We start from the raw sequence: 15709 nt of genomic DNA on the forward strand, positions 1-15709 counted from the left end.
CGGTGGGTGCGCCCGCTGCTCGGCGTCCGGCGACGCACGACCGTGGCGGCGTGCCGCGCGCAGGGGCTCGATCCGTGGTCCGACCCGCACAACACCGACCCCGCCTACGCCCGTGTGCGGGTGCGCGAGCAGGTCATGCCGGTGCTCGAGAGCGAGCTCGGCCCGGGCGTCGCCGAGGCGCTCGCCCGCACGGCTGAACAGCTGCGGGAAGATGCCGCGGCGTTCCAGGACATGATCGACGAGACTATCGAAGACATCGTCGAGCACGCCGAGGCGGGCATCTCGATCTCGGTCGCCGCCCTCGCCGCCAACCCGGCAGCGCTCCGCAACCGCATCGTGCGCTACGTCGTCGAGAGCGAGTTCGGCGTCGCGCTGACGCGATCGCAGACGCTCGAGGTCGCGCGGCTCGCCATCGACTGGCGGGGTCAGGGCCCGATCGACCTGCCGTCGTGCGTCGCCCGTCGCGTCGGCGCTCGGGTGGAGGTCGTCGCGCGCGCGGCATCCTGAAGTTCACGGCGGAGGGATACGGGCTGCGGGAACACGCCGGAAGCAGCGACGACGTCAGAGCTCCGAGCCCCACGGCGTCCGCAGTCAGATGGCATCCCTCACCGCCGGACGTAGACTCGACGGATGCGCGCGGCCGACATCTCCGACGACATCAGCGAAGTCCTCCTCACCGAGGAGCAGATCCACGAAAAGCTCGCCGAACTGGCCACACAGGTGGTCACCGATTACGAGGGCCGTGAGGTCGTGCTCGTGGGCGTTCTCAAGGGCGCCGTCATGGTCATGGCCGACTTCGCGCGGCACCTGCCCGTTCACATCACGATGGACTGGATGGCGGTGTCGTCGTACGGCGCGAGCACCCGTTCCAGCGGCGTGGTGCAGATCCGCAAAGACCTCGACACCGACATCACCGGCAAGCACGTGCTCATCGTGGAAGACATCATCGACTCGGGCCTGACCCTCAGCTGGCTTCTCGAGAACTTCGCCTCGCGCGGCGCCGAATCGGTCGAGGTGCTGGCGCTGCTGCGCAAACCGGATGCCATGAAGGTCGAGGTCGACTGCCGGTACGTGGGGTTCGACATCCCCAACGACTTCGTCATCGGTTACGGCCTCGACTACGCCGAGCGCTACCGCAACCTCCGCGACGTCGCGGTGCTCGCGCCCCACGTCTACTCCTGACGAGAGCGCCTCTCAGAGGCGGGGATGCCGCGGCATCCGTGCCCTGTACGCCTGAAACGAACGCACAGGCCCGGCATAGTCGGCACACGTTACCCTGATGCGACCGCATTTCTGCGGAGGATCACGAAAGGGCTGGGCTCGCCCACCATGAATTTGAAGAAGATCACGCGCAATCCGATCATCTACGTTCTGTTGGTCGTTCTGCTTCTGATCATCGGTTTCTCCCTCATCTCCAACCTCACCGGCGCCCGTCAGGTGTCGACGAAAGAGGGTCTGGAGCTGCTGCAGGGCAACACCGTGACCAAAGTGGTGACGAACGATCCCGATCAGCGCGTCGATCTCACACTGTCCGAGCCCTTCGAGGGTGCCGACAGTGTGCAGTTCTACTTCGGCCAGGCCCGCGCCGCCGAGGTGGCGAACGCCATCGACGCCGCCGCGCCCTCCGACGGCTTCAACGACGAAGTGCCCCGCCCCAGCTGGTTCGACGGCTTCCTTGGGCTGATGCTCCCGCTCGTGCTCCTCGGTCTGCTCTTCTGGTGGCTGCTCTCCAGCGCCCAGGGCGGCGGCAGCAAGGTCATGCAGTTCGGCAAGTCGCGGGCGAAGCTCGTCACCAAAGAGACGCCGACCGTCACCTTCCAAGACGTCGCGGGTTCCGATGAGGCCATCGAAGAGCTCGAAGAGATCAAAGAATTCCTCAAGGACCCCAAGAAGTTCGAAGAGGTCGGTGCCCGCATCCCGAAGGGCGTACTGCTGTACGGCCCTCCCGGAACCGGTAAGACCCTGCTGGCCCGCGCCGTCGCCGGTGAGGCGGGCGTGCCCTTCTATTCCATTTCGGGTTCGGACTTCGTCGAGATGTTCGTCGGTGTCGGCGCGAGCCGCGTGCGCGACCTGTTCAACCAGGCCAAAGAGAGCTCCCCGGCCATCATCTTCATCGACGAGATCGATGCCGTCGGTCGCCACCGCGGCGCCGGCATGGGCGGCGGCCACGACGAGCGCGAGCAGACGCTGAACCAGATGCTCGTCGAGATGGACGGCTTCGACCCCAAGGTCAACGTCATCGTGATCGCGGCGACGAACCGCCCCGACATCCTCGACCCCGCCCTGCTGCGCCCGGGCCGCTTCGACCGCCAGATCGGCGTCGACGCGCCAGACCTCAAGGGCCGCCAGCGCATCCTCGAGGTGCACGGCCGCGGCAAGCCGCTGTCGGACTCGGTCGACCTCGAGGTCGTCGCCCGCAAGACCCCCGGCTTCACCGGTGCCGATCTCGCCAACGTCCTCAACGAGGCGGCGCTGTTGACCGCACGCTCGAACGCGCAGCTCATCGACAACCGCGCCCTCGACGAGGCCATCGACCGCGTCATCGCCGGGCCCCAGCGCCGTACCCGTGTGATGAGGGACAAAGAGAAGCTCATCACGGCGTACCACGAGGGCGGCCACGCGCTCGCGGCAGCCGCGATGAACCACACCGACCCCGTCACGAAGGTCACGATCCTTCCGCGCGGCAAGGCGCTGGGCTACACGATGGTGCTGCCGCTCGACGACAAGTACTCCATCACCCGCAACGAGCTGCAGGATCAGCTGACCTACGCCATGGGCGGCCGTGTCGCCGAAGAGGTCGTGTTCCACGACCCCACCACCGGGGCCTCGAACGACATCGAGAAGGCCACGAGCATCGCGCGCAAGATGGTCACGGAGTACGGCATGACGAACGAGGTGGGTCCGGTGAAGCTCGGCTCCTCTTCGGGCGAGGTCTTCATGGGTCGCGACATGGGACACGGCCGTGACTTCTCGGAGCGCATCGCCGAGCGCGTCGACGCCCAGGTGCGCGCGCTCATCGAGCAGGCGCACAACGAGGCGTACCAGGTCATCAACGACAACCGCGAGGTGCTCGACCGGCTCGCTCTGGCGCTGCTCGAGAAAGAGACGCTCGACCACAACGAGCTCGCCGAGATCTTCACCGACGTCAAGCGCCTCACCCCGCGCCCGCAGTGGCTGTCGTCGGGCGATCGTCCGGTCTCCACCCAGCCGCCGGTGAACGTCCCCCGTCGGGAGACGGCCGGAATCGCCGCATCCACCGAGGCCGAGGCGCAGACGCAGACGCAGGCGCAGCCCCGTCCGAGCGGACAGACGCGCCCGGCCACCGCCTGAGGCGCCGTGGCCGTCGATCGAGAACGGGTGGCAGCGCTCGTCCGCGAGCTGCTGGAGGCGATCGGGGAGAACCCCGATCGCCCCGGACTCCGGCAGACCCCGACCCGCGTCGCTGAGTCCTGGGCCGAGTTCTTCGGGGGAGTGGGCCAGGATGCCGGTGCCCCGCTCGAGCACACCATCTCGGTGTCGCGTGGGCCGGCGCCCGACACGCTGCCCTCCGGGGCCGTCATGGTGCGCGACATCGCGTTCCGCTCGATGTGCGAGCACCACCTGCTGCCCTTCCGCGGACGCGCGCACGTCGCCTACCTCCCCGGCGAGGAGGTCGTCGGGCTGGGAGCGCTGCCGCGCGTGATCGACGTCCTCGCCGCCCGCCCGCAGGTGCAGGAGCGGCTCGGTGAGCAGGTCGCGGACGCGATCGATGCGGCCCTCGACGCCCGCGGGGTGCTCGTGGTGCTCGACGCGGTGCACGAGTGCGTCACCATGCGCGGCGGTCGGCAGCCCGACGCCTCGACGGTGACGATCGCGGCACGCGGTGCCTACACCGAGCCCGCCGCGCGCGCGGAGCTCATCGCCCTCATCGGGGCGCGCGCGTGACCCTCGTCATGGGGATCGTCAACGTCACCCCCGACTCCTTCAGCGACGGCGGCCGCTACCTCGACCCCGACGTCGCGATCGCCCACGCGCGCTTCCTCCGCGAGCAGGGCGCCGATCTGCTCGACGTCGGCGGCGAGTCCACACGGCCCGGAGCCGACCGGGTCGCACCCCGCGTCGAGCAGCAGCGGGTGCTACCGGTCGTCGAGGCACTGGCATCCGAGGGGGTGTCCGTCAGCATCGACACGATGAACGCGACGACCGCCGTCGCCGCGGTGCGCGCTGGTGCGCGGCTGGTGAACGACGTCTCGGGCGGTCTCGCCGACCCCGACATGCTCGCCGCCGTCGCGGAGACCGGTGCCGACATCGCCCTGGGCCACTGGCGCGGACCGTCGAGCGAGATGTACGCACGCGCCGACTACGTCGACGTGGGGCGCGAGGTCGTGGTGGAGCTCCAGGAGCGCGTCGCTGCCGCCGTCGCTGCGGGGATCGGCCCCGCTCGCATCGTCGTCGACCCCGGCATCGGGTTCGGAAAGCGCGGGGACCAGAATTGGCGGGCGCTGCGCGCACTGCCCGAACTCGGCGGGCTGGGGTGCCGCGTGCTCGTGGGGACGAGTCGCAAGCGGTTCCTCGCCGACGCGCTGGGCGACGACGCCGATCTTGCTCGACGCGACCTCGCCACCGCCGTGACCAGCGCCCTCGCCGCCCGCTCGGGCGCCTGGGCCGTGCGCGTGCACGATGTCGCGACCACCCGCGACGCCCTCGCCGTCGCCCGCGCCTGGGAGGCCTGATGGATGCCGTCGACCACATCACCCTGACGGGGGTGCGCGCCTTCGGTCACCACGGTGTGTACGCCGACGAGAAGCGCGAGGGCCAGGAGTTCGTGGTCGACGCGGCGCTCGCCCTGTCGTTGCGGCGTGCGGCCGAGACCGACGACGTGGTCGACACCGTGCACTACGGCGAGCTGGCCGAGAGACTCGTCGCCGTCGTCGCGGGCGAGCCCGTCGATCTGCTCGAGACGCTCGCCCAGCGCCTCGCCGACGAGGTGCTGCGCGATGAGCGCGTCGACCGGGTGACCATCACCGTGCACAAGCCGCAGGCCCCCATCCCCGTGCCGTTCGGCGACGTCGCCGTGACCATCACGCGGGGTCGTTCGTGAGCGTGCGGCTGGCCCACGGAATGGGTGAAGCACCGCGTTCGACGCCGGTCACGGCGGTCGTCGCGCTGGGCGCCAACCTCGGCCGGCGAGCGGAGACGTTGGCGGAGGCGGCTGACGAGCTGAGGCGTCTGACCCTGACGGGCGACGTGCGCGTGTCGGAGCCGATCGAGACCGTCGCGGTGACCCTCGACGGCGAGGACGAAGACGCGCCTCGTTACCTCAATGCCGTCGCCATCCTGCGGACGCGCCTCGCCCCTGCTGAACTGCTCGCGTCGTTGCACCGTATCGAGGCACGACACGGACGCGTGCGACGTGAACGTTGGGGGGATCGCACGCTCGATCTCGACCTGATCGCGTACGGTGACGAGAAGATCACCCGCGACGACCTCGTCGTGCCGCACCCCCGGGCCCACGAGCGGGACTTCGTGCTCGCGCCGTGGGCGCAGCTGGATCCGGATGCCGAGATCCCCGGGCGCGGACGCGTCACCGACCTGCTGGAAGGGCTCCGACGATGAGACGCACGGGTGTCGGCATCCTCACCGTCGCCGTCGTCGTCGGCGCGGCGGCCGGTTTCATCCTCGACACGATGCTGACCGCGATGGGCCGCGCGACGTTCTCTCCGGCGGCGAGCCTGCCGACGATCCTCGCATTGCTCGGCGCCGTGATCGTCGCCCTGGCGGTGCCGGTGTGGCGAGCGACCCGGAGTCGTGGCACCCGGCGCATCAATCCCTTCCAGGCTCTGCGCATCGCGATGCTGGCGAAGGCCTCGTCGTTGCTGGGGGCGGTGTCGTTCGGATTCTCGCTCGGTCTGATCGTGTTCCTGACGACCCGACCCGTGACGCCGTCGCTAGGCTCGATGGGAACGATCGTCGCGACGCTCGTGTGCGCCGTCGTCCTCGTCGTCGCGGGACTCGTTGCCGAGCAGCTGTGCACCATCCGGAAGGACGACGATGACGACACCCCCGGAAACACCCCGACCGGACCCGTCCAGGCCTGACGAGCCCGCGCGGCCGCCGCTCGACGAGGGCACGCGGCTGACTCCGCCGGAGCCCGTCGAGGGTGCGCGCCTGACTCTGCCGGAGCCCGTCGAGGGTGCGCGGCTCGTTCCGCCGGAGCCCGTCGAGGGCGCGCGGCTCGTTCCGCCGGAGCCCGTCGAGGGCGCGTGGCTCTCTGCATCTGAGCCCGTCGACGGTGTACGGCTCACCCCGTCGGAGCCGGTCGAGGACCCGCGCGAGGCAGGTGACGAGCGCGCCTCCTCACCCTCGGCGAGCGGAGGGTTGCGTCGCGATCGCGCGCCCCGTGGGGCGGAGGTGGACCAGCCTGCCGGGATCGAATCCGGGTACGAGCTCGGGGCGGAAGCGACGGTCGACGCCGGAGCCCACGATGGTGGGGCGATGGCCGACGGCGGCTCGGCCGACGTCCCCGGCCCGCTCGCCCCGCCTCGGGTGCACGGCGGCGGACCGACGAGTGGAACGGGCGCTCACGACGACGGTGCCGTCCTGGGCGCACGCACGTACGACCGCATCCTCGAGCCGCGCTCGCAGCGTCGTCTGCCCCTCGGCGACGGGACGTGGTACCAGCTCGCCCGCGCCTACGTGCGCGTCCAGCTCATCTCCCAGGGCGTCTTCTTCCTACTGGTGCTCGCCGTCGCCGTCGTGGTGCAGGTGATCACCGGGGTGCTGTGGCAGTGGATCCCGGCGGGGGTCGTCCTCCTCGTGACCCTCTTCGGGCTCGTCATCACGCCGCGGCAGGCCCGGTCGTTCGGATACCAGCTGCGGCGCGACGACCTCGTGTTCCGTCGCGGCATCCTCTGGCAGCGGGTCGTGGCGGTCCCCTACGGGCGCATGCAGCTCGTCGACATCACCCACGGCCCCCTGGACCGCGGCTTCGGCATCGCCCAGCTCAAGCTCGTCACCGCTGCCGCCTCGACCGGGGTCACGATCCCGGGACTCACGCAAGAGGCAGCGGAGCACCTGCGCGACACGCTCGTCGCGGTGGCCGAGACCCGGCGGACGGGTCTGTGAGCGACCCGGACGCGTCCGGCGGAGCGCGCGCGGCGGACCCTGCGGCTGGTGCGTCGGAGCCCGAGGGCGCTCGGGTTCCCGAGGCGGGCAGCGCCGCGCCGATCGTCCGGCCGGCGGTGCGGTCGCCGTACAGCGACGGCGAATGGCACCGACTGCATCCGCTCACCCCCTTGCTGCGCGGGGGCCTGACGCTCCTCGTCATCATCGGCGTGATCGTCGCGAATCTCCGCGAGCGGCTGGTCGAGTTCCTGTTCCCCGTCTTCACCGACCTTCCACCGGGCGAACTGCCGCCCGATCCGGTCGACTTCCTGTTCGCGAACAACCTGATCCTCATCGTCGGCGGTGCGACGCTGGCGCTGCTCATCGTGCTGCTGGTGCTGTTCCGGCTGTCATGGCGGTTCCACACGCTGCGCATCGGCGACGACGACGTCGAGGTGCGTTCGGGGGTGCTGTTCCGCACCCACCGCCGCGCACCCCTCGACCGCGTCCAGGGTGTCAACCTGACGCGCCCCATGATCGCCCGGCTCCTGGGCCTGGCGAAGCTGGAGGTCGTCGGGGCGGGCCTGGATGCCAACGTCAAGCTCGAGTACCTGTCGGGGAAGGACGCCGATGCCATCCGCGGCGACATCCTCTGCCTCGCCTCGGGGCGGCGCCGTCTCGTCGCCGGGCAGTCGCCCGAGAACGGGCGATCCTCGCTCGCGCGCCAGGCCGCGGCGGCGGTGGGTTCGGGCCTGCAGGGTCTGGTCGACGGCGAGGACCTCTCGGATGCCGAGCCCGAGAGCATCGTGCGCATCCCGGTGGGCCGGCTCGTGGCATCCCGTGTGCTGAGTGGTTCGACGGTGTTCCTCATCGCCCTCGTGGTGGGCATCGTCGTTGCGGCGTCGCTGTCGACTCTGTGGCTGCTGTTCACGGTCGTTCCCATGTTCCTCGCGTTCGGCGCCTACTACGTGCGATCCGTCGCGCGCGGGTTGCGGTACTCGATCGCGCCGACGCCCGACGGCGTCCGCGTGACGTTCGGGCTCTTCACCACCGTCTCCGAGATCGTGCCGCCCGGCCGCGTCCACGCCATCGAGGTGCGACAGCCCCTCCTGTGGCGACCCTTCGGGTGGTGGACCGTGTCGGTCAACCGCCTGTCGGGCCGGTCGTCGACCGACTCAAGCACCGACCAGCTGGCCGCGGTGCTGCCCATCGGCACACGCGACGACGTCGAGCGCGTGCTCGAGATCCTCGCCCCGGCCCTGACCGGCGGCGAGTGGACGAGCGTCTTCCGCGACGGCATCCTGGGTCCCGTGCAGGACGACCCCTACGTGACGACCCCGGCGCGCGCCCGCTGGCTGCGGCCCCTGTCGTGGCGGCGCAACGGTGTGCTGTTGACGGACGCCGCCCTCCTCATGCGTCGGGGGTGGGTGTGGCGGTCGCTGAGCATCCTGCCTCTGGCGCGCCTGCAGTCGGTCGGACTGGAGCAGGGTCCGCTGGCGCGAGCGTTCGGGGCGGCGACGCTCACGGGCCACGTGATCGCCGGCACGGTGCAGACCTCGGTCGGCGCCCTCGATCGCGACGAGGCGGTGCGCATGTTCGAACGCACCGCGTTCTCGACCGTGGCGGCGGCCGCGACCGATCGCAGTCACCGGTGGGCCGGATGAGCGGCCGCGACGGACGCCTCGGCGTGGGAGTCATCGGCGCCGGGCGCGTGGGTCCCGTCCTCGCAGCCGCGCTCGCCGGCGCCGGGCACGCCCTCACCGGCATCACCTCCGGCTCCGACGACGACCGGGTCGAGGCCATCCTTCCCGGTCTCGCCGTCCTCACCGCGGACGAGGTCGTGCGACGCAGCGAGCTGGTCGTGATCGCCGTGCCGCACGACCAGCTGCCGGCGCTCGTCGCGGGCCTCGCCGGGGTGGGTGCTTGGCAGCCGGGCCAGCTCGTGCTGCACACCGACGCCGCGTACGGCGCCCGCGTCCTCGACCCGGCCGCGCGGCTCGGCGCCATCCCGCTCGCGATCCACCCCGCCATCTCGTTCACCGGGACATCGTCGATCGACCTGCGGCAGTTGGCGCAGGCGTACGCCGCGGTGACGGCCCCGGCGCCCGTCCTGCCCATCGCGCAGGCACTCGCCGTCGAACTCGGATGCGAACCGGTGGTGATCGCCGAAGACGATCGCGCGGCGTACGCGGAGGCGATCGCCACGGCGACGGAGTTCTCGCGATCGATCGTGCGCCAGTCGTCGGAGATGCTGTCGCGTGTCGGGGTCGACAACCCCGGCGGGTACCTCTCGGCGCTCGTGCGGTCGAGCGTCGACCAGGCGCTCGTCGAGGGCTCCGGACGTCGCACCCTCGACGACGACGCTACGATCGACGGATGATCCGCACCCTCGAGGATCTGCGCACCCGACTCGGCGAAATCCGAGGCGCAGATCGGTCGTCCGGCGGCCCCCGTGTCGCACTTGTTTCGACCCTGGGAGCCCTGCACGACGGCCACGTCGACCTCATCCATGAAGCCCGCGAGCGCGCCGACGTCGTGGTGGTGTCGACCTTCGTCAACCCGCTGCGCTTCCGCACCGCCGACGAGACGGCCTCGTATCCGCGTTCGCCCGACGCCGACGAGCGCGTCCTCCGCGACCTGGGTGTCGACGTCGTCTTCGCGCCCTCTGCGGGGGAGTTCCTGCCCGCGGGCACCGCGACGACCCGCGTATCGGCGGGAGACGTCGGGCTGCGCTACGAGGGTCGGGTACGGCCCTTCTATTTCGACGGCGTACTGACCGTCGAGGCGAAGCTGTTCAACCTGGTCCGCCCCGACGTCGCCGTCTACGGCGAGCGGGACCTCCAGCGCGCGTTCCTGGTGCAGCGCATGGTGCGCGACCTCGACTTCGGCCTCGAGATCGCCACGGTGCCCACGGTCCGCACCGAAGACGGGCTGCCGGTGTCCAGCCGTATCGCCCTTCTGGAGCCCTCGGATCGTCGCGCTGCGGCGAAGCTGCCCCGTGCGCTGGAGGCGGCGGCATCCAACTCCGACCTGGGGGTCGACGCGTGCATCGCGGCGGCTCAGTCGGCGCTCATGGGCGAGCAGCGCATCGCCCTCGAGTACCTCAGCGTGGTCGACCCCGCCACCTTCCTGCCCGTCGACGAGGGGCACCGCGGTCGCGCCCTGGCCCTCATCGCCGCGACGGTGGGTGGGCACCGCTTCATCGACAACGCTGAGATCTCGCTGCGCTGACGGGGCCGCGCGAGGCGTTCGTCCGTCGGGCGGTCGTTCGCGGGGAGCCGGCAGCCGACCGCTGTCACCAGGATCGGCCGCCCACGGCCTGGGGGGCTCTCTGCGAGAGCAGCGCCCGCCGTCGATCTGAGGCTCTCGGTCGCGGCGAATAGACTGGAGACGACCCCGAGGAGCCTCCCGATGACCGACGCGCCCGCGAACGACGCCGCCGAACCCACCGAAGACGAGGTCTTCGAGCAGAAGGCGGTGCGCCTGGCCAAACGCGAGCGCCTGCTCGCCGAGCGCGCCGACGCCGCGGGCGGGCCGTACCCGGTCGCCGTGCCCGTCACCACCACCATCCCGGCCCTGCGCGCCCGCTTCGGCGATCTCGAGGCCGGCGCGGAGACCGGCGAGACCGCCGGTGTCGCGGGGCGTGTGGTGTTCAGCCGCAACACCGGCAAACTGTGCTTCGCATCGCTCCAGGCCGGCGACGGGAGCCGCATTCAGGCCATGGTCTCGCTCGCGAGCGTCGGCGACGATTCCCTGCAGGCGTGGAAGGAGCTCGTCGACCTGGGCGACCACGTCTTCGTCTCGGGTGAGGTGATCTCGAGCCGCCGCGGCGAGTTGTCGATCATGGTGGCCGAGTGGAGCATCGCGGCGAAGGCCGTGCTTCCCCTTCCCAACCTCCACGGCGAGCTGAGCGAAGAGAGCCGCGTCCGCAGCCGCTTCCTCGACCTCATCGTGCGCGACCGTGCCCGCGAGACCGTCCTGGCGCGGGCGAAGGTCAACCAGAGCCTGCGACGCACGTTCACCGAACGCGAGTTCGTCGAGGTCGAGACGCCCATGCTGCAGGTGCAGCACGGCGGCGCGAGCGCGCGCCCCTTCACCACTCACTCCAACGCGTTCGACACCGAGCTGTTCCTGCGCATCGCGCCCGAACTGTTCCTCAAGCGCGCTGTCGTGGGCGGCATCGACCGGGTGTACGAGATCAACCGCAACTTCCGAAACGAGGGCGCCGACTCCACGCACAGCCCCGAGTTCGCGATGCTTGAGGCATACCAGGCCTACACCGACTACAACGGCATCGCCGATCTCACGCAGACCCTGATCCAGGATGCCGCGATCGCCGTCGCCGGCTCCACCACGGTCACGTGGGCCGACGGCACCGAGTACGACCTCGGCGGAGAATGGGACCGCATCTCGATGTACGACTCGCTGTCGGCCGCGGTCGGCCGCGCGATCACGCCCGAGACGACGCTCGACGCGCTGCGCTCGCTGGGCGCCGAGCACGAGGTCGACTCCCCGCCGCACGAGACCCACGGCAAGTGGGTCGAAGAGCTGTGGGAGCACTTCGTCAAGCCGGGCCTGAGCCGGCCCACGTTCGTCATGGACTTCCCCGTCGACACCAGTCCTCTCGTGCGCGAGCACCGTTCCATCGCCGGTGTCGTGGAGAAGTGGGACCTGTACGTGCGCGGGTTCGAGCTGGCGACCGGCTACTCGGAACTCGTCGACCCGGTGATCCAACGTCACCGCTTCATCGAGCAGGCGAAGCTCGCCGCCCGCGGCGACGACGAGGCCATGCCCATCGACGAGGAGTTCCTGCGGGCCCTTGAGCACGGCATGCCCCCCACCGGTGGCATGGGGATGGGAATCGACCGACTGCTCATGGCAATCACCGGACTCGGGATCCGCGAGACGATCCTGTTCCCGCTGGTGAAGTAGACCGCTCGAACACCCACTCGGGCAACCGGCCGGCGTCCAGCATGGCCCGCATGATCTCGCTGAGCCCGTGTGTGCCGTCGATCGCGAGGGCTGCGTCCGCGTAGAACGCGGCGTGCGTGGATCGCCCCGACGCCCACGCGAGCCACGCGCAAGCGGCGAGCGCTCCGGGTCGGCGTTCGGGGGCGACCAACGAGGCGACGCGCCGGCACAGCTCGAGCCCCGAGCGCAGCCGGGCCGGATCGGGCTGCGCGCCCTCGCCCCACATCGGGCGGGCGAGGTCTTCGGGCACCGGCTCGCCGCCCCGGAAGGCGGTCTGAGCGCGGAACACCGCGTCGCCCGTCGCCAGATCACCGGTCCACTGCATCAGCGCGACGTCGCGCAGGGAGGGTCGCTCCAGGCAGAAGGCGAGGGCCGCGATCCGCGTCATGTCGACCTGGTCGGTCGGTCGGTCGATGGTGCGCTCGAACAGCTCGGGCGGGTCGGCGATCTCCGCGGCCACGGCGTCGGCCGCGGTGCGCCGTGCGGGTGAGAGGCGGCGCCGGTCGCGCGAGCGCCTCAACGCGTGCTCCACGTCGACCAGGAGCTGTTCGAGGAGCCGCGAGTCTGCCGCGGACCCGACGGGTAGGCGGGCGGCGGCGAGGTGGTCGCCGCTGACGTCGTGGTCGAGCCCCTCGAAGGCGGCATCCTGGATCTCGGTGAGCGGATGCGACCCCGCCGCCGGCTCGAGATAACTGGCCCACCCGTCGGAGCCCACGACGAGCGCGTCGACGACGCGCAGGCCGCAGATGTCGGCGCGGGCACGCACGGCATCCGCGAGGCCGGTGTGCGGTGCGCCGGCCCCGCCCGTCACGGAGTCATCGGTGTACACCGCGATCGCGACGGCGTCGGTGCGGGTCACCTTGCAGGCCATGCCGACGACGGTCGAGGCGACCCCCTCTTCGGTGGGTCGATCGCCCTGCGGCGGCAGGTCGACGCGCATCGCGCCGAGCGAACGCCCCTCACCGAAGGGGACGACGACGAGGCTGCGATGCGGGGTGCATTCGAGCAGGTGCGGGACGAGGGAGAGGAAGGCGGGAGACGAGGTTGCCCGCAGGACGGTGGTGGTCATGCGTCGAGAGTGGTCGTCGCAGGCCGTTCCGTTCCGGGAGGATTCGCTCGATCGTGGATCATTCCGCGCATCCGCCGGGTGGGGAGGAGGCGCGGGCGGGCGTTCGCCCAGCCGCCGCGGGTATTCTCGAAGCATGGACGAGACCTGGACCGCTGTGCTGTGGGCGATCCTGCCGACGATCGTGGTGTCGTTCGTCTTCTTCTTCATCCTGCGCAACGTCATTCGCATGGACCGCACCGAGCGCAAGGCCTACGCACGCATCGAGGCGCAGGAACGGGCCAAGCGCGGTCTTCCGCCGGTGGCGTCCACGGGCGACGGCCCCGCGAACTGAGGTCTGCGAGACCGTTGTCGGCGGTCGTCGCTACGCTGGGTCCACAACCCGTCCAGGAGGACCCGTGATCAACGCCACGTTCGACGCGAGCTGGCTCGTCATCACGCTGTTCGTCGTCGACCTGGTCGTGCGTATCGCCGCGATCATCATCGTGCCCCGCAACCGCCGTCCCACCGCGGCGATGGCGTGGCTTCTGGCGATCTACTTCATACCGTTCGTCGGGGTGTTCCTGTTCCTGCTGATCGGAAATCCGCGTCTGCCGCGTAAACGCCGACGCAAGCAGGCGGCGATCAACGAGTACATCCACGACACGAGTGCGTCGCTTGAGTTCGGAACGCTCCGCCCCAACGCGCCGCACTGGTTCCGCGCGCTCGTTCAGCTCAACCGCAATCTCGGCGCCATGCCCATCGCGGGCGACAACGCCGCCACCCTCATCGCCGACTACCAGCAGAGCCTGGATGCCATGGCAGACGCGATCCGCGGCGCCACGCGGTACGTGCACGTGGAGTTCTACATCCTGCAGTCCGATGACTCCACCGACAACTTCTTCCGCGCGCTCGAAGAGGTCGCGGAGCGTGGGGTCGTGGTGCGGGTACTGCTGGACCACTGGGCGAACCAAGGCAAACCGCGCTACAAGCAGACGGTGCGCCGCCTCGACGCGATGGGCGCCCACTGGCATCTGATGCTTCCCGTGCAACCGCTGCGCGGCCGCTGGCAGCGCCCTGACCTGCGTAATCACCGAAAGCTCCTCGTCATCGACGGCGACGTCGCGTACATGGGCTCGCAGAACGTCACCGACTCCTCCTACAACCTGCGCAAGAACATCCGCCGCGGGCTGCACTGGGTCGACCTCATGGTGCGCGTCGAGGGCCCCGTCGTCGCCAGCATCAACGCGGTCTTCCTCTCCGACTGGTACAGCGAGACAGACGAGACGCTGGCCGACGAGATCGACCTGTTCAGCGTGACGACCGGCCCAGGCGACCTGGACTGCCAGATCGTGCCCTCGGGTCCGGGCTTCGACTTCCAGAACAACCTCAAGCTGTTCCTCGGTCTGCTCTTCGCCGCGCGGGAACGCATCATCATCGTCAGCCCGTACTTCGTGCCCGACGAGGCGCTGCTCCTCTCCATCACCACCGCCTGCCAGCGTGGCGTGCACGTGGAGCTGTTCGTGTCCGAAGAGGGCGACCAGGCCATGGTCTATCACGCCCAGCGCAGCTACTACGAGGCGCTCCTGCGTGCGGGAGTCGTCATCTGGATGTACCGCAAGCCCTTCATCCTCCACAGCAAGAGCGTCACCATCGACGACGAGGTCGCCGTCATCGGCTCGAGCAACATGGACATGCGCTCCTTCGGTCTGAATCTCGAGGTGTCGATGCTCGTGCGCGGTGAAGAATTCGCGCGCGACATGCGCGCGGTCGAAGACCGCTACCGGCAGCTCAGCCGCCAGCTCACCATCGAGGAGTGGCGCCGGCAGCCCCTGCGCTCCACCATCCTCGACAACCTGGCCCGCCTCACCTCCGCGCTGCAGTGAGGCGGTGGGGCGTTCGCCGCCGGCATCCAGGAATCTCCGTCATCATGGGGCGAACCCACCCCCCGGAGGTTTTCATGTCCCGCTCACGTCTGACCCTCATCGGCCTGCTGGGAGCGGGCCTGCTCGCCGCCGGCACCCTGACCGGGTGCGCGTCGGGTGCCGCGTCATCGCCCGAATCGTCGTCGCCCGCGGATGCCGCGACCGCATCGCCCGCGGGTGACGTCAGCGCCGCGTGGCTCGACGCGGGCCGCGCGATCGCGGTCGTCACCTCCGGCAGCTCGTCGTGCGTCCCGGCTGTCGGCGGGGAGCCGCTGATCACCGACGGAACGCTGACGGTGGACCTCGTCGAACCGACCCAGGAGCCGTGCACGCGCGACATGGTGCCGCGCGCGACGCTGGTGACCCTTCCGGTGGGCACGGATCCCGGTGCCGCCCTCACCGTGAAGGTGACGGGGGCCGCAGAGGGCGAGACGACGCTCGCCGCGCTGGCCGACGTGCCCACGCCCCCCGACGACTTCGCGCCGAGCGCGGGTTGGGTGAGCGCGTCGCTGGTCGCGATCGTCACCTACGGCAGCTCCAGCTGCGTGCCGACCGTCGAATCGGTGAGCTCCGACGGTGGCCAGGTGGCGGTGCGGTTCGCCACGCCGCCCGCCGATCAGGTGTGCACCATGGACTACGCCCCGCGCGTGACTCTTGCCGACGTGGGCGCGGAGGCCGGCGACGG

At 70.4% G+C, this 15709-nt stretch carries 17 protein-coding genes; 16 read left to right on the forward strand and 1 reads right to left on the reverse strand.

The window, feature by feature from the left end:
• From RWP81_RS06795 to lysS, 13 genes are all read left to right on the forward strand, one after another.
• The coding region (locus RWP81_RS06795; RefSeq protein WP_314453929.1) for a TilS substrate-binding domain-containing protein at window positions 1-507 on the forward strand (507 nt) is incomplete at its 5' end.
• A 123-nt stretch (window positions 508-630) separates the two neighbouring features.
• Window positions 631-1182, forward strand: a complete 552-nt coding sequence (hpt, locus tag RWP81_RS06800) for a hypoxanthine phosphoribosyltransferase (RefSeq protein WP_055959510.1) — start codon at window positions 631-633, stop codon at window positions 1180-1182.
• Between the two features lie 147 nt (window positions 1183-1329).
• Entirely contained in the window at window positions 1330-3330 is a 2001-nt protein-coding gene (ftsH, locus tag RWP81_RS06805; protein ID WP_314453933.1) for an ATP-dependent zinc metalloprotease FtsH, read from the forward strand.
• A 6-nt stretch (window positions 3331-3336) separates the two neighbouring features.
• Window positions 3337-3924 (forward strand): GTP cyclohydrolase I, encoded by a 588-nt coding sequence (gene folE / locus RWP81_RS06810; RefSeq protein WP_314453935.1) that lies wholly within the window; start codon window positions 3337-3339, stop codon window positions 3922-3924.
• Window positions 3921-4712: a dihydropteroate synthase gene (gene folP / locus RWP81_RS06815; protein WP_314453938.1), complete on the forward strand. Its 792-nt coding sequence runs from the start codon at window positions 3921-3923 to the stop codon at window positions 4710-4712. The genes folE and folP overlap by 4 nt, the downstream gene beginning before the upstream one ends.
• Window positions 4712-5080, forward strand: coding sequence for a dihydroneopterin aldolase (gene folB, locus RWP81_RS06820; protein WP_314453941.1), 369 nt, complete (start codon window positions 4712-4714; stop codon window positions 5078-5080). The genes folP and folB overlap by 1 nt, the downstream gene beginning before the upstream one ends.
• Window positions 5077-5595 (forward strand): 2-amino-4-hydroxy-6-hydroxymethyldihydropteridine diphosphokinase, encoded by a 519-nt coding sequence (gene folK / locus RWP81_RS06825; protein WP_314453944.1) that lies wholly within the window; start codon window positions 5077-5079, stop codon window positions 5593-5595. Before folB ends, folK begins: the two co-directional genes overlap by 4 nt.
• The gene (locus tag RWP81_RS06830) at window positions 5592-6077 is read left to right on the forward strand and encodes a DUF3180 domain-containing protein (protein ID WP_314453946.1); all 486 of its coding nucleotides are present in this window, start codon (window positions 5592-5594) and stop codon (window positions 6075-6077) included. Before folK ends, RWP81_RS06830 begins: the two co-directional genes overlap by 4 nt.
• A gap of 502 nt (window positions 6078-6579) precedes the next feature.
• Entirely contained in the window at window positions 6580-7104 is a 525-nt protein-coding gene (locus RWP81_RS06835) for a PH domain-containing protein (protein ID WP_399540560.1), read from the forward strand.
• A complete protein-coding gene (locus tag RWP81_RS06840; protein WP_314453949.1) occupies window positions 7101-8747 on the forward strand; it encodes a PH domain-containing protein in 1647 nt (548 codons plus the stop codon). The genes RWP81_RS06835 and RWP81_RS06840 overlap by 4 nt, the downstream gene beginning before the upstream one ends.
• Entirely contained in the window at window positions 8744-9463 is a 720-nt protein-coding gene (locus RWP81_RS06845; RefSeq protein WP_314453952.1) for a DUF2520 domain-containing protein, read from the forward strand. Before RWP81_RS06840 ends, RWP81_RS06845 begins: the two co-directional genes overlap by 4 nt.
• Window positions 9460-10314 (forward strand): pantoate--beta-alanine ligase, encoded by an 855-nt coding sequence (gene panC, locus RWP81_RS06850; RefSeq protein ID WP_314453955.1) that lies wholly within the window; start codon window positions 9460-9462, stop codon window positions 10312-10314. Before RWP81_RS06845 ends, panC begins: the two co-directional genes overlap by 4 nt.
• Window positions 10315-10494: 180 nt before the next feature.
• On the forward strand, window positions 10495-12015 hold the full coding sequence (gene lysS / locus RWP81_RS06855; RefSeq protein WP_314453958.1) for a lysine--tRNA ligase: 1521 nt from the start codon (window positions 10495-10497) through the stop codon (window positions 12013-12015).
• On the opposite strand, the gene RWP81_RS06860 is transcribed toward lysS, so the two are convergent.
• Window positions 11966-13123, reverse strand: coding sequence for a DUF4192 family protein (locus tag RWP81_RS06860; RefSeq protein ID WP_314453961.1), 1158 nt, complete (start codon window positions 13121-13123; stop codon window positions 11966-11968). The two genes, lysS and RWP81_RS06860, sit on opposite strands and share 50 nt — an antisense overlap.
• A 133-nt stretch (window positions 13124-13256) precedes the next feature.
• Between RWP81_RS06860 and RWP81_RS06865 the strand changes: the two genes are divergently transcribed.
• The 3 genes from RWP81_RS06865 to RWP81_RS06875 form a co-directional block, all read left to right on the forward strand.
• Entirely contained in the window at window positions 13257-13454 is a 198-nt protein-coding gene (locus RWP81_RS06865; RefSeq protein WP_243223437.1) for a hypothetical protein, read from the forward strand.
• A 64-nt stretch (window positions 13455-13518) separates the two neighbouring features.
• Window positions 13519-14985, forward strand: coding sequence for a cardiolipin synthase (gene cls, locus RWP81_RS06870; protein ID WP_314453964.1), 1467 nt, complete (start codon window positions 13519-13521; stop codon window positions 14983-14985).
• Between the two features lie 74 nt (window positions 14986-15059).
• A partial coding sequence (locus RWP81_RS06875; RefSeq protein ID WP_314453968.1) for a hypothetical protein occupies window positions 15060-15709 on the forward strand: 650 nt, incomplete at its 3' end.

It is taken from the genome of uncultured Microbacterium sp. (assembly GCF_963521695.1).
Taxonomy (GTDB): Bacteria; Actinomycetota; Actinomycetes; order Actinomycetales; family Microbacteriaceae; genus Microbacterium.